Origin of the sequence: Priestia sp. D3YE.R1 (genome assembly GCF_049199565.1) — a bacterium.
In the GTDB taxonomy this organism is placed as follows: domain Bacteria; phylum Bacillota; class Bacilli; order Bacillales; family Bacillaceae_H; genus Priestia; species Priestia aryabhattai.
Genome location: NZ_JBLTHW010000001.1, coordinates 2,008,565 through 2,022,357, shown reverse-complemented (window position 1 = coordinate 2,022,357; position 13,793 = coordinate 2,008,565). Strand labels below are relative to the sequence as shown.

Annotated in this window: 13 protein-coding genes and 2 pseudogenes; 2 read left to right on the top strand and 13 right to left on the bottom strand. The window is 36.3% G+C overall.

All coding sequences use genetic code 11. The features are described 5' to 3' along the window. Positions 1-381: 381 nt before the first annotated feature. The 4 genes from ACOZIR_RS10785 to ACOZIR_RS10770 all read right to left on the bottom strand — a co-directional run bounded on the left by ACOZIR_RS10785 (position 382) and on the right by ACOZIR_RS10770 (position 4,751). Positions 382-2,094 carry a TcaA NTF2-like domain-containing protein gene (locus tag ACOZIR_RS10785; RefSeq protein ID WP_421535574.1) on the bottom strand — a complete coding sequence of 571 codons (1,713 nt, stop codon included), beginning with the start codon at positions 2,092-2,094 and terminating at the stop codon, positions 382-384. 79 nt (positions 2,095-2,173) lie between these two features. Further along, a complete protein-coding gene (locus ACOZIR_RS10780; RefSeq protein WP_421535573.1) occupies positions 2,174-3,082 on the bottom strand; it encodes a phosphotransferase in 909 nt (302 codons plus the stop codon). Between the two features lie 181 nt (positions 3,083-3,263). Beyond that, entirely contained in the window at positions 3,264-3,770 is a 507-nt protein-coding gene (locus tag ACOZIR_RS10775) for a hypothetical protein (protein ID WP_328241275.1), read from the bottom strand. Positions 3,771-3,821: 51 nt separating this feature from the next. After that, positions 3,822-4,751 carry an ADP-ribosylglycohydrolase family protein gene (locus ACOZIR_RS10770; RefSeq protein ID WP_421535572.1) on the bottom strand — a complete coding sequence of 310 codons (930 nt, stop codon included), beginning with the start codon at positions 4,749-4,751 and terminating at the stop codon, positions 3,822-3,824. 149 nt (positions 4,752-4,900) lie between these two features. Between ACOZIR_RS10770 and ACOZIR_RS10765 the strand changes: the two genes are divergently transcribed. Together ACOZIR_RS10765 and ACOZIR_RS10760 are read left to right on the top strand one after the other, a co-directional pair. Continuing rightward, a complete protein-coding gene (locus ACOZIR_RS10765; protein WP_014459715.1) occupies positions 4,901-5,389 on the top strand; it encodes a DinB family protein in 489 nt (162 codons plus the stop codon). A 46-nt stretch (positions 5,390-5,435) separates the two neighbouring features. After that, positions 5,436-6,002 (top strand): DUF6434 domain-containing protein, encoded by a 567-nt coding sequence (locus tag ACOZIR_RS10760; protein WP_045292210.1) that lies wholly within the window; start codon positions 5,436-5,438, stop codon positions 6,000-6,002. 114 nt (positions 6,003-6,116) lie between these two features. Here the strand turns inward: ACOZIR_RS10760 and ACOZIR_RS10755 are convergent, their stop codons facing one another. From ACOZIR_RS10755 to ACOZIR_RS10715, 9 genes and pseudogenes are all read right to left on the bottom strand, one after another. Further along, a complete protein-coding gene (locus ACOZIR_RS10755; protein WP_045292211.1) occupies positions 6,117-7,619 on the bottom strand; it encodes a malate:quinone oxidoreductase in 1,503 nt (500 codons plus the stop codon). Positions 7,620-8,386: 767 nt separating this feature from the next. After that, positions 8,387-8,878 (bottom strand): annotated as a pseudogene (locus ACOZIR_RS10750) (SMI1/KNR4 family protein). Between the two features lie 41 nt (positions 8,879-8,919). After that, positions 8,920-9,363 carry an SMI1/KNR4 family protein gene (locus ACOZIR_RS10745; RefSeq protein ID WP_045292212.1) on the bottom strand — a complete coding sequence of 148 codons (444 nt, stop codon included), beginning with the start codon at positions 9,361-9,363 and terminating at the stop codon, positions 8,920-8,922. Between the two features lie 56 nt (positions 9,364-9,419). Then, on the bottom strand, positions 9,420-9,935 hold the full coding sequence (locus ACOZIR_RS10740) for a SecY-interacting protein Syd (RefSeq protein ID WP_193377153.1): 516 nt from the start codon (positions 9,933-9,935) through the stop codon (positions 9,420-9,422). Positions 9,936-10,025: 90 nt separating this feature from the next. After that, positions 10,026-10,466 (bottom strand): SMI1/KNR4 family protein, encoded by a 441-nt coding sequence (locus ACOZIR_RS10735; protein ID WP_045292213.1) that lies wholly within the window; start codon positions 10,464-10,466, stop codon positions 10,026-10,028. Between the two features lie 300 nt (positions 10,467-10,766). Next, entirely contained in the window at positions 10,767-11,216 is a 450-nt protein-coding gene (locus ACOZIR_RS10730; RefSeq protein ID WP_045292214.1) for an SMI1/KNR4 family protein, read from the bottom strand. A 797-nt stretch (positions 11,217-12,013) separates the two neighbouring features. After that, positions 12,014-12,257, bottom strand: a pseudogene (locus tag ACOZIR_RS10725) (Imm3 family immunity protein); the annotation flags it as partial. Between the two features lie 552 nt (positions 12,258-12,809). Beyond that, complete coding sequence (locus ACOZIR_RS10720; protein WP_045292216.1) at positions 12,810-13,199, bottom strand: hypothetical protein; 390 nt, start codon at positions 13,197-13,199, stop codon at positions 12,810-12,812. 31 nt (positions 13,200-13,230) lie between these two features. Then, a complete protein-coding gene (locus ACOZIR_RS10715; protein ID WP_045292356.1) occupies positions 13,231-13,761 on the bottom strand; it encodes a CdiA family toxin C-terminal domain-containing protein in 531 nt (176 codons plus the stop codon). Positions 13,762-13,793: the final 32 nt, after the last annotated feature.

Below are 13,793 nucleotides of genomic sequence, written 5' to 3'. Positions count from 1 at the left end.
TCAGTTAAAAAGCTATCAAAAGAACATTAAAGTAGCACTATTTCAATAGATTAATAGATAGCTCAGATGGAAAATAAAAAGGCTGACTGCGCATCCAAGATTTAATTTCTATATTAGTTTACACTTAATTTATGGTTTATATATTGGGGACAACCTGGGGACACAAATAAACAAACTGTCCCCAATCACTTCCTACTAAATCAAATACACTAAAAAACCAGGCCTGTTATATCAATATTTTCAGACTAAATCTGTTATAATCCAAAGCCATGTTTATCTCTGGCAGCGTAGAGTTCACCCTAACCACTTCCAACTCCTCCAACCAAAACAACCGCTAGCTCCAAAGGAACTAGCGGTTATTCATAATCTCTCAGAAACCATTCACTCTTCCACCGGCTTCTGTTCATCTGTTAACGTATCAATTTTAGTAATTTGAAGTTTGTCTTTACCAGCGGCTTTCACATGATAAATTCGTTCTTTCTTAAACTGCGTGCTTGCATCATATGAGTCGGTGAACGTATATACTTCGTTTGTATAAATGTCGTAGGTTCCGTTGTCATGTGATTCTGTTTTAGTAACAAGAAACTGATCGTTAGCAAACGATACGTTTTTTCCGGCGAGTGATGTGATATAGCTTTTTAGCTGTTTATAAACTGGCTGACCCGAGTCAATATAAGGCGCCATCCCACTAAAGTCTCCGCTGTTTAAGCTTGAAAAGTAAGCAGCTTTATAAGAAATAAAAAAGTTTTCAAGATCCGTTTTGCTTACAGCAGCTGGTTTAGTCTCTTCATTTTTTAACGACTTCGTGCTGGCCGTAGCTTTTACGTCTGAGTCTGTTTCTAACGTTTGATTGTCACGATTCATGTATACAATCGTAAGTAATAAGAGAAGTCCAATAATAGTTCCTATTAAAATAGGAAAAGTTCGTCTTGATGATTGCTGCTTTTTGAGCACGGGAAAGTCTGCGTAGGATGGCAGCGTAACAGGTTCTATATCTATCTTTAACCGAGCTAATGGCTTTGGTATTTCCATGCTTTTTACACTGCCAAGCGGCTGAAGTGCTAAAAATTCTTCGTATGTAACAATAAACTCGTTGACTGCTATTCCTTTATACATGCCGTAAATTCGGTTCCACAGTTCTCGACATCGAGTAGCCTTTATATCTTCACTCAGTTTGTTAAAAAATGGTCGTGATTTTTTAATAAAAGCCGCTAACCACGTTTGATGAATATCAACTTGATGAACTGTGTGTAGATCACTAAGTGATTGCTTTAACTTGGCGTGTTCATTTGCATCGTTTTGGCTAATGACTTCCATACTGCGTTGCGTTTCTTTCAGCACAGTAGAAAGACTCTTACTCATTTTTTCTTGCAAGGCATCAAACTGACTACGAACATCAGGCCAGTGAAGTTCGAGTAATTGTTTTTGTGCAGTCGTGGCTTTTCGAATACTTTCATTTAGCTCATGCTGCTTTGTGCGAAAGGCGGTCGCTTTTTGTTTGGTCACTACTTTATTTTTGCTTAGCTGATGCCACTCTTGCTTCAAGCTCTTGTCTTCTTCGAGTAATGTGGCTATCGCTTGTTTTACATGTTCATGCTTTTTTTGAAAGTCAACGAACGCTGACAAATACGTATTCCAGTTTTCCTTCATTTCTTTTAACGATGACGCGTTAGCGTGTTTTTCTGTTAGTTGAAAAAAGTCGTTTCTAAACGCCACCATATCCGCTTCAGAAATGAGTTCTTTTCCTAAAAGCTCTGTAACACTTCTATGTATGCTTGTTAACTGTTCAATCTGTCCCATATTGCTTTGACGCTTGTTTATGTACTCCGGATAATCGTTTGAAAGAAACGTTAACATCATATATTCAATGTTATTTATGTTGTACTCTGTACGTTCTTTTTCCAGTTCGTCATACACTTTCTGCAGATGACGTTCTACTATGGAGAGAAATTTTTCTTTGTCCATCCCGTCTACTTCTTCTTTTAGCATGTTTAAAGATTCCGTTTCTCCAATAAGAAATCCCTTTTCCTTATATAGCTGTATCCACCTTTCTAGTAAATGTGCTGCTGATTCATTCCAATGGCTTGTATTCATCGTTTGCTTCACCTGTTGTTTTTATTTTTATCCTTTCTTAACTATACAGGAATTGAACAGAAATTCTATTACAGTTTTATTACTCTTGAAAAATGAGGTTTAAGCTTTCTAGAGCCGCTTCTAACGTTTGTTTGTCTCCTTGATCGTAGCTGTGTGCCACTAAGACTACAGTTGTAAACACTGCTTTCCATTTTGCCAGCCTGTGCGTTTCTTCATCTACTTCTCCGTATTCTTTAAAAAAACGTGCTCTTCCTTTAGGAGGTAAAAAGCTGTAGGCAATCGCTAGGTCAACTGCCGAATGACCAATATGAACGTCTCCCCAGTCAATAATGCCTGAAACCATATTGTTTTGATCAACAATCATGTTTTTAATATGAAGATCTCCGTGAACTAGTACATGTTTTTCTTGATAGTGAATTTCTTGTATGTCATTTACATAGTCTTCAAGAATCTCTTGTTTTGAATAAAGACTACGCTCTTTCATTTGCTTGACATACTTTTCTAACGACGGCTTTCGCTTCATCATATCAAGTCGATTCAACTCATCAAACGGCACGCCAAGCTTTTGCGCTTTTAAATGAGGATAGTGATGCAGCATGCGAAGAAATCTTGCTAGTACAGAAGCAGATTGTATGCGCTTTTCTTCTGTTAATCTTGCAGGCGGAGTTCCTTGCACGTAGTGATAGCCCGTAAAAGGCCAAGGATAGCCTCCATTCGGCTTACCGAAAAAAATGGGTTCGGCAATCGACAGAGGCAATTGAGAAGCAAGACTTGGTAAAAGCTGATTTTCTGTTTTTAATAGTCCTACTGCGAGTTCTCTTCTTGGAAACCGAAACACAAAGCGGTCATTTACTTGATAAACCGTATTGTCAAAGCCGTAGCCAAGCAGTGAAATTGTAGCGGGCGCAAGTTCTGGAAACTGCGTCTCGATTAGCGTTTTGGCAAACGGTGCTGATACAATTTGTTCTGCATCCCATGCGTTTGGCACTGTGATCACCTTTCTTTAACGTGAAGTTTGTATGTTATGTAAAAGTATATTATAAATGATTTTGACCATAAAAACCCTCTGACGCAAAGCCAGAGGGTTTCAGTGAATATATAAACAAGATAGGATGCCTTAGAACGGCACACTACGCCTCTAAGTTAGTAGCCTACGGTACGTTTACTACTTAATACGTACACCAAAATACCTCATCGACTGTTTCTTCAACATGCTCCATCTTAATAAAGTTCAATAAAAGATCCGTTTGGTCATTTCCTGTATACTCATCTTGGTCAACATTATAAAATTGAATAAGCTCGAGCTTGTACATACCGTTTTTAATATCAATTCTATACTTGGAGCAGTTTTTATCAGGCACTAACTGATCTTCAAACTGGGCGGCCATCGTAAGGCAGTCATAATCTACGAGATAAAGCTGATGATTGGTTACATTTATATAACCTGTTGCTTTCCTAAAGTATGTATCTATATCCGACTCTGTTCCAATCTTCACTTCTACGTTCCAAGAGTGTTCAATTCCTTCTTCTGTCATTTGACATACTAGGATATTTCTCTTTTTCATTTCACTGCCGAAGTGATTCAGAAGCTGGTCTAGCTCCCAATCCTCATCTACAAATGATTGGTACTCTTTTACATTTGCCACTCCGATAAAATTGGTATCGCCAAAATCCATACAAAATTTCACTTTATCTCCTCCGAACTTTTGAGTAATTTTTATAATCCATTAACATATATCCGCAAACTTCTTACAAGCCTTCTCTAACTCTTCTTTTTTAGCAAGCTGACAAACCCACTCTTTAGGGATACCATCCAGCTCATAATATGCTCCTGCCATAGTACCTGCAATAAAGCCTATCGTGTCTGTATCTTCTCCAAGATTCACAGCAGTAAGTACAGCTTCTTTGTAGTCATCACTTTGCAGAAAAGACCAAAGAGATGCTTCTAGCGAGCTGACAACGTATCCAGTTGACCCGATTTCATTTCTCGCTGCGTGCGGCAAGCTTAGGTTTAACACTCGTTCATACGCAGAAAACTCTGCTTCATACTCCGTACCTGTTAACTGCTTTTGACAGAGATTTACCGCGTTTTCATATGCTTCAAAAGGCTCGTTGCCGTCAAGAAGACGAATAAGCAGCTCCACGTATATAATGCAGCCAAGCGTAGAGCGCACATGGCGGTGCGTGACGTGCGCAATTCTTTCTATTTCTTCTTTTCTTTTTGTAAAACTAGGTTCATCACATAGTGTAAACGCAAGCGGAGCAATACGCATAAGCGCTCCGTTTCCGTTGTCGTATTCACCTTGTCCTCCCCACTCTCCTTTAGGAAGTCCGCTTTTATAGCGGCGAATCGCTTCGCTTGTGGCGATGCCTATATCAAACATTTCTCCGTACGGCGTCCAGTAGCCATTCGCCCAATAGCTCTCAAACTTTTGCATTAAATCATATTCATCTTGTTTTTCTAGTAGATTATCAATCAAGCACATCGTTAAAGACGTATCATCTGACCACGTTCCTTCAGGCTGGTTATACGTACCGTAGCCGGTCATAGTTGTGATCCGAAATGAATCGCGTTTTTTAAACTCAACTGGAACGCCTAAAGCGTCTCCGACAGCTCCTCCTAGAATCGTAGAAAGTACTTTTTTATGTAGCGTCATGTGATCAGCTCCTTTCTATTATTGTAATTGTTTGATTTTAGAATTTGCAAGAGATCTCTTGCCTAGACGTTTTTTCTTCTTTTTACAAAGGAATTTACAAGCCTTAATCTAATTTAGTAAGAGGTAAAAAAACATGTGAGGTGTGGTAGATGATTCATTTTTTTGAATATAATTGGCAAGTGAGAGATGAATGGTTTAGCTGGTGTTATCAACTTTCTAGAGAAGAACTGTTGAAGAAGCGGACTGGAGGAACGGGCAGCATTTTACAAACTCTGTTTCATATTATTGATGTGGAAGACAGCTGGATACGCGCCATCCAAGGTAAACCAGATATCGTTCTTTCTTTTGAAGAACACGATACGCTCGAAAAGCTTCAAGCACTCTCTTCCGCACATAGACCCGAAATTGCCGACTTTCTAAGTCATTTGAATTTTTCCAACAAAAGGTACGTAACAGTCCCTTGGGATTCTACTTCTTACACGGAAGCCGACATTTTGCATCACATCATCATTCATGAAATCCATCACATCGGCCAGCTTTCTATTTGGGCAAGAGAGGTGAATAAACAGCCTATTTCTTCTCACTATGTAGGAAGAAACATAAAAGACATTCCTTCGTACTTCTCTAAAAACAATTGACCAACAAGAACAAATGTTCTACAGTAAATATATGGAGGTAAAAACGATGAGACCTGAACTTACAAAAGATTTACCCATCAAAGACTTTACCGATTTTTACTGGCTCAAAACCGAGCTGCAGCAATTTTGCCGAGAAAACAACATGAGCCCGTCTGGATCTAAAATGGAACTTTCAAAAAGAATTGAAGTGTTTTTAACAACCGGTGACACTCAACACTCAGGAGCACCTTCTAAAAGACGCTCGTCCTCTAAAACGAAATCGCCGCTAACATTAGATACCGTCATTGGGGAAAATCACCGCTGCAGTCAAGAAGTACGGGCTTTTTTTAAAGAAGCCATTCATCCTACGTTTCATTTTTCCACTTATATTCAAAACTACTTTAAAGAAAATGTAGGGAAAACCTATCGAGATGTGGTAAAAGCGTGGCATGAAGAAGAAAAACGAAAAAAGCAGCCTTCTTATCAAAAAGAAATTGCGCCTCAGTTTGAGTACAACCGCTTTATTCGCGATTTTTTTAACGATTCGAAAAACAAAGGAAAAAGCCGCGATGATGCAATTGCGGCGTGGAAGCATTTGAAACTTCAGCCTGGAAGCAATCAATACCGCTCTTAAATCAAACTCTACATATAAAGACCATTAAAACACCACCTCAAGAAAAGGTGGTGTTTGTGCACGCCTGTAGATTTCTTCACATACACATGTACTGTTTGTTGCGGCGTAAAATCTTTAGCTGTAAACAGACTCTTTTTTAATTAAACCAAGCGTCTGTGAAGTAGACGCATGAATTTCGTTAAAGAAGTCTGGATGATCAACTAACGACATGCCATAAGAAGGAATCATTTCTTTTATTTTTGGCTCCCACTTGTTCATGTTTTCTGGGAAGCATTTTTCCAATACTTCTAGCATAACGTGAACCGCCGTTGACGCACCAGGAGAAGCGCCAAGAAGTGCAGCAACAGAACCATCAGCGGCACTTACAACTTCTGTACCAAACTGAAGCGTTCCTTTTCCTCCGGCTTCCGTGTCTTTGATTACCTGAACACGCTGGCCTGCTACAACGATATCCCAGTCTTCGCTTTTCGCGTTCGGGATAAACTCACGCAGTTCTTCCACACGTTTTTCATTTGATAACAGCACCTGCTGAATTAAATATTTTGTTAACGCCATTTCTTTGACGCCTGCTGCTAGCATGGTTAAAATATTATTCGGCTTTACAGAACTGATTAAGTCCAGGTTTGAACCTGCTTTTAAGAACTTCGGTGAAAAGCCGGCAAACGGGCCAAACAACAGCGTCTTTTTGTTGTCAATATAGCGTGTATCAAGGTGCGGAACTGACATTGGCGGAGCTCCGACTTTGGCTTTTCCGTATACTTTCCCGTGGTGCTGCGCAATCACTTCAGGGTTATTGCATACCATAAATAATCCGCTTACCGGGAAGCCTCCAATATGCTTGGATTCAGGAATACCTGTTTTTTGAAGTAAAGGCAAGCTTCCGCCTCCACCACCGATAAAGATGAACTTTGCCGTGTGGTACTCAACTTTGCCGCTGTCTACATCTGCGACTTTTACTTCCCACATACCGTCACTTTTACGTTTAATATCTTTTACACTTCGTTTGTAATGAACGTGAACCCCTTTATTCTTCAGGTGGTCAAACAACATGCGTGTTAAAGCACCAAAGTTTACGTCTGTCCCCGAATCAATTTTAGTTGCGGCAATCGGTTCATTTGACGTGCGCCCCTTCATGATTAACGGAATCCATTCTTTTAGTTTGTCAGGACTGTCGGAATACTCCATTCCTTGAAACAACGGATTGTTTGACAGCGCTTCAAAACGCTTTTTCAGAAACGATACATTTTTTTCCCCTTGTACCAAACTCATATGCGGAATTGGCATGATAAAATCTTGCGGATTGCGAATCAACTTGCTGCTTACCAGATAAGACCAAAACTGTCTTGACAGCTGAAACTGCTCGTTAATTCGGATCGCTTTCGTTATATCTATAGATCCATCAGCTTTTTCTGATGTATAGTTTAGTTCGCACAGCGCAGAATGGCCCGTCCCTGCATTATTCCATTCGTTCGAGCTTTCTTCCCCTGCGTCTGCGAGTTTTTCAAATACTTTAATGTCCCATTCAGGTGCTAATTCTTTGAGTAATGATCCCAAAGTTGCGCTCATGACTCCGGCACCAATTAAGATAACGTCTGTTTTTTTCTGTACGTTGCTCATTATAACCTTCCTCATCCCCTATATTTGTAAAAAGATGTAGGCGCTCCTGCTTACGTAGTAAAAAAATTCAGGTGCGACCTAAGAACACACCTTTTTCTGTCTCACTTATAACTATATCACAGTATAATTGTCTGATGATTATAAACTATTCAAAAATGATAAAAAAGTGAGAAAACCGCCCACAAATTCCAAAAAACTTATTAAATTTCGTCTGCACTTTCTTTTATTAGTAAACTTTTATACCTACTTCTAAGTGGCAAAGCATTGATTAATAAAATAACAAACTATTCTAAAAATTAAAGCTAAAAATCAAAATAACTTTCTTGAAAATTTCACCTACTATAACTATACTCATTCGAAAGAACAAACAGCACTATAATTAGAAATGCCTTCATTCTTTTTGACTAGTTATACGTAGATGTATTCATATATGTATAGAGCACCCGCTCGTCCAGATGCATATTTAGAAAAATAAGTATATATTATAACAGCTAATTCTCAACAGATATTGCAAGTTACAATATCTATGTCATATAACATACCATGAAATAAGTGAATAAGTAAATGATTATTCAGAAATTTATGTTATAAAACCTAACATGTATGTTGACTTTTACATAAACTATATTTGAATATTTAAAAGAAAACTCTCCAAATTTTGACGAGTGACATATTTTTATATGCTCGAGCATTTTTTTGATGAAGCATTTGCACAAAAATACCCCTTAGAGACTTTAGCAAATCAACGTGCACTTACAAAAGGCTTTTTAATCATATAATTCACTTAAGAAATCCGTAAACGTATCTGCGATGTAAAATACATTGCTCCTTGCACGTTCTTCCACTTGTTCTTCAATTAAACCTTTCTCTTCCATTAACACTTCTTTTTCAGGGACATTTTCGTGTTCCCAAAATACCACAATCGGGTTATCTATATTATTTTTTTAATCTAAACAAATTAAATTTCGAGCGGGATCATTCGCAATAGGAAAAACCTTTTTCGGAAGCATAGGTCTATATAGTTCATATTTTTGAACAATGTACTCACTGCTTTTCTTATCAAAGCTAAATAAACTACCAAAACAAAGCTCTACGTTGCCTACATTAAATTCTTCTGGTAATACGCTAGCACCTCCATTTATTTTTACACAATCAATATAATCTTTAGGTAAGTGGAATCCTAATTGCCTTCCACTTTCTTCAACCTCATTTTCTGATACTTCTCGATCAGCATATTCCCACTCTAAATCTTTTCTCATCTAATTCCTCCTTATAAATAGGGACTATTCCATAACTCCAATCAGAAATGGATATTTAATTCTTCACGAATCGATTTTTCTAGATATTCTTCAAAGCTTCCGGCTATAACTTTTTTTCCGCCAAAGTCAAAATCAACTATGATGATTTCTTTATTAGGATATTGAAATCCTACTGGATTTCCCGCACTGTCTACTCCAATCACAACAAAATGCTCGTATCCTAGAGGCAACATATTTCTGAACTGTAGAGATTTATCTACAAATGACGGTGTAGACACAAATTCTGCCTCTCTTAACCCTAAAACAACCGCTTCACCAATTGCCCCCGAACCATACCTCAAAAGAAATTTTTTAAAGTCCTCTGGAAGTTTCACTTTTAGCTTCGCTTCAGCTTGTGTCACTTCCTCACTAGTAACAGCACCGCCAAAAGCTTCAGGGTACATTTCCAACTCTTGGTCCACTACTTTTAATAATTCGATCTTCATTCCATTCCTTCCCTTTCTGTAGATGATGATTTAATTCTTTTTTGTACATACTTTTGTTATCTTTGTAAACGCAGGCTAGAAATTAAATCTTCTAAGGAGTTTGCAATTTCTTTAAAACAACCTCGTTCAAAATCTTCTAATTCGATTTTGCCGCTGATGTTATGGATCACAACTACCAAACCATTGCCTTCTATACCTATAGGAACCTTATCAAGCTTATCGTGATTTCTTTTATATCCCTTTAAATTCCTTTCAAACGTATCCAATTCAATATTCGGTAATACAGCCTCTAACGTAATGTAATGCCCATCCATAAAACCATCTAACTCCGCAAACCAGTAGGAATTAAAATAGCAGTCAATTGAAGAATGAAATTTAATATGAAACCTTTCTTCAAGTGGTTTTATATCGCTATGATTATTTTTTTGAACAGGGTTCCATAAAATTTCTTCGTCTTCATCCATTTCCCCTTGATAAATTATTGATTGAACATTTTCGTTGTAGGATGTTTTAAATAGGAAATCCAAACCTTTTTCAAAATATTCTCTTCTTACCTTAAAATAGTTGCTCATAGCATCTTTCATTGCCAATAACATTACCTTCACTCAAGACTTTTTCTAATCGTTCAGCATATGTTAGTTCTGTTTCTTCACGCCCTATTATCACGGATGAATTAATTCGTTTAAAAAATCCTTAAAATTATGAGCTACTTTGTATGTATTTTCTTCTTCACGAGATTGGGGGAATGAAAGAGAGTGGTCCCAGTAATACACACCGTGCCTTTCCGTATCAGTAATAAGTACAATAAATCCCGAACCAGGATCATCTCCTATTACCAAACTACACGGCAGGATATCTTCTTCAAACTCTTCATAACATTCAATTAAATCAAACGTTCTTGTTACACCTATCCCATACAAAACATCTAAAGGAATTTCCTGATTTAATTCTTCAACAAAAAATTTACTATATCTTACTTTCGAAGTTCCTCCGTTATATTCACCTAAAAATTTTTTATAATCTTCGGGAAGTAAAAATCCCAAAATTTCTTCTAATTTGCCTATTGATTCTTCTGTTGCTTGACCAAAAGCATTTAAATTCATTTTATTACACTCCAAGTTCATTTTTAGATTCTCAGCTAAAGACATTCCATCTAGATTATTAATTGAATAGCAAGGCGAAAACTCCTGCGAAAAAGGCAGAGTAGGTTGTTACCGTTTATATCGATTGTTCGTCTTGAGATTGGAGTAGTTTCGTTATGTCTCAACTTCTAGCGTACTTATTTTTGTGCTAATCTAACATTTCATCTATTCGATAGTAGAGGTACTCATAAAAGTTATCAAACTTTTCCTCTCCTACTTGTTCATTAATTGAATCCTAGCTTATCACTGTTATTTCTCTCGTTAAAAATCTTCTTCCCATGCTTCTTTTGCATCCAATAACCTTTGGGATAAAAACTCATAAAAGTTCTTTGCTGTATTATAGCCATCCAGTCCTCCTATTCTATTCCACGCTATTACTGGACACTCATCATTCTCTATATTACTTGTATCTAAACAGTAAGCATATTCCCCAATATCCTCAATAACTACTAAATTTTTTTGCATCCCTAAATTTCTATATCTCTGTGTATGGGCAATAACGGGTGCTTTATTTGCCTTGGCCACTCCTGAAATGTCTACACCAAATAGCCCACCCGATCCATAATTAGTTAAAAACCACTTATAACTTTCCGGCAATTCTACCCCTAACTCATTTTGGACAAATTTGATTTGACCTTCCTCTACTACACCTGTAAAGTCGTCCAATTCCTTATGTTCATTTATAAAATTTGATAATTCTTCTTTATCCATTTAAGCTTTCTCCTATGACAATTTTTTAGTAACAATTTAATTTTACCTTACTTATGTTTCAAGTTATATCCATTTTCCGCTTACCATTGATTCAAGACTCATATATTGCTAATAGCATTCAAGCTCTAATTGTCTTTGTATATAAATCTCTATTTAAAATAAGCACAATCCAAAAGAATGCTCTTTTAATGTCTTTAGTTCTCTATGTGTTACCTAATAACTCAAATCCCGTATTAAACCGAGATTAATTTTACTATTTTGGTATATAGGTGTAATGACTAATTCCGCAAAATCATCCGTTTTGATTATTTCATTAATCAACTGCTTTAGTTCTGTAAAATCAATATGTCTTCTATTTAAGCCGTGGTTATAAATTGTAAACTCATGAATTAGTCGCAAACCTTCCCCTGTTTTTTGTTTATCACTAGACAATACTCCTTTTGCGCATGATGAATTATTATTCAATTAGTACCTTGTTAGCAAGAACCCATCCATTTAATCCGTATGAAGCTTATAGTTTGTAGTAATGGTCATTATTTCCTTCAATATAATTAATCAGTTCCTCAATATGCTCATAGTCCATTGGCCAACAATAATCTTTTGATTGATCTAACAATGTTTTATTATCTAAAGCAAACGAATTAACATCTCCTTCAGCTATATCTAAAAGTATGCTGTTAGGCAGCTGGTTTTCAAAATGAAAAGCAAAAAATCTTTAAACAGAATGTTTACTTGTTTTTCTTTTTCTGTCATCACTTTCACTTCTACTTTTAAACGCTCAAAATCTATTTGATAATTTAAAATTTTACTATCTCTACATTTTGTAGTCCTACTATTACTTTATTCATTCGCGTCAATAAATCTTTTATTTCGTCTAATGTTAGCTCGTCTTGCGCTTCTTTTAGGTCAAATTTCCCTAACCTCCCTGTTATACCTCTAATGCGCCCAACGAAAACTTGCTCATGGGTAATTGCAATTTCTCCAATAGCAGTATGTATCCACCATAAAATCTTCTACCTTGCCTAAATTATCAAATTCGTCCGTGAAACAATTAGCTCTGCCCATTTTTGCTCGATTCTTAGATCATTATCATCTAGTAATACTCGTGCACCTAAGACTGCTCTAACTTTTTCCTCAAACATTGTGAACATCTCCATTTTAATTTTGCACCTTGCACTGCTTCGTCTCACTCAAATATCAGCTGATTCGATATAATTTAAAGTAAAAAACCTCGAAAGGCATTTAGCCAATCAAGGTTATAAACTTACTCTATTCCTACTCAAAATCCTCGTATATTCTTAGCTTACACTATATCCTTTTTAAAGTCACAGCTAATATTATGCTCAGAAGTAGGCTTTGTACGAACATGATGACTTTTCAATATCTATATATCTACTAATATCCTCATTCAATATAGAGATTATCTCTTAGTTACATAAAGACTTTGTTTGATGTCCTTGAAATCGGTACCAGTTTATACAACACAGCTAGATTTTTGTCAGTAATTTGAAACTTTATAGGGAGGTCATAAAGCTATGTGACTTAGTTACCCATTAAAATAATGGAGTGCCTTTTTTAGTTAATTATTAAAAATTATACACATAAACTGCGTTTCACTTCTGCCAATAAACCTATCAGCTCAGTTTTCTCTGGTTTATTCTCTACTTCTTTATTTACATTTTTATCCAAATAATCATAGAATGTTTTAAAATCTAAAAAAGCTATTTGTTCAATTTCAACAGCTGGGTAACCTAGCTCTATCAAAACATGTTTTTCATCTAAAGGTCTAGGTAATTGTGCCATGTCATATTCATCTAAATCAGACTGAAAAAAGGCAAATACTATCTCCTGTCCATAACCTTCTCTTTCGGCAAAGCTTTTTAATGCTTTTTCTAGATATTTTCCATTTATAAAATTAAAATATGTTAACATTAATTTATCAATATCTTCTTTACTTTCATTTACTTGATATTCTCCACTCATTTTTCGTCCTCCAATAACATCGTATTTTTAGTTAATCAACAATAGGGAAAAAGTTTGTTATTTCACCAGCCTCATTTAAATACCCTCTAAATTTTAAACCATTTGAAGCAGTTCCTTCGACAAGTCTCCCATTTACTTTTCCGTTCTGCATTGCTTCCTGTCCCAATCGATAAATTTTGTCGTCACTAATCTTAAATGGGTCATAAACTGTTTTAGGTTCCTTGATATTTTTATATGATACTGGGTCTGCAACATTACCAGCCATATCTTTTCTAGGTATTTTATACTCTACTTCATAAATTCCTTCAATCGATTGATGTGATTTTTTAGACACAATTAAATCATCCGGATTGAAACCTTGACTTTTCAACGCTTTATTAAATTCATCTATATTGTGACCACCAACAATACCTTTTTTAGTATTAACATTTTCGACATTTATTAGGTGATTTTTTGCCTTTTCAACAAAATTAAATTTATTAGCCTTAACAGCATTTTTAGCCGTACCCTTATTCTCAATACTTCTATCTTGTTCTTTACCTTTCCCTTCGACCTTCTCCACAGCTTTTGACTCGCCCTTGGAAACATCTTTAA

Bases quoted from the DNA above. Each gene is read 5' to 3' on its own strand.
- ACOZIR_RS10785 (WP_421535574.1), bottom strand. From the start codon at position 2,094: ATGAATACAAGCCATTGGAATGAATCAGCAGCACATTTACTAGAAAGG.
- ACOZIR_RS10775 (WP_328241275.1), bottom strand. From the start codon at position 3,770: ATGGATTTTGGCGATACCAATTTTATCGGAGTGGCAAATGTAAAAGAG.
- ACOZIR_RS10770 (WP_421535572.1), bottom strand. From the start codon at position 4,751: ATGACGCTACATAAAAAAGTACTTTCTACGATTCTAGGAGGAGCTGTC.
- ACOZIR_RS10765 (WP_014459715.1), top strand. From the start codon at position 4,901: ATGATTCATTTTTTTGAATATAATTGGCAAGTGAGAGATGAATGGTTT.
- ACOZIR_RS10760 (WP_045292210.1), top strand. From the start codon at position 5,436: ATGAGACCTGAACTTACAAAAGATTTACCCATCAAAGACTTTACCGAT.
- ACOZIR_RS10755 (WP_045292211.1), bottom strand. From the start codon at position 7,619: ATGAGCAACGTACAGAAAAAAACAGACGTTATCTTAATTGGTGCCGGA.
- ACOZIR_RS10745 (WP_045292212.1), bottom strand. From the start codon at position 9,363: ATGAAGATCGAATTATTAAAAGTAGTGGACCAAGAGTTGGAAATGTAC.
- ACOZIR_RS10740 (WP_193377153.1), bottom strand. From the start codon at position 9,935: ATGAGCAACTATTTTAAGGTAAGAAGAGAATATTTTGAAAAAGGTTTG.
- ACOZIR_RS10735 (WP_045292213.1), bottom strand. From the start codon at position 10,466: ATGAATTTAAATGCTTTTGGTCAAGCAACAGAAGAATCAATAGGCAAA.
- ACOZIR_RS10730 (WP_045292214.1), bottom strand. From the start codon at position 11,216: ATGGATAAAGAAGAATTATCAAATTTTATAAATGAACATAAGGAATTG.
- ACOZIR_RS10720 (WP_045292216.1), bottom strand. From the start codon at position 13,199: ATGAGTGGAGAATATCAAGTAAATGAAAGTAAAGAAGATATTGATAAA.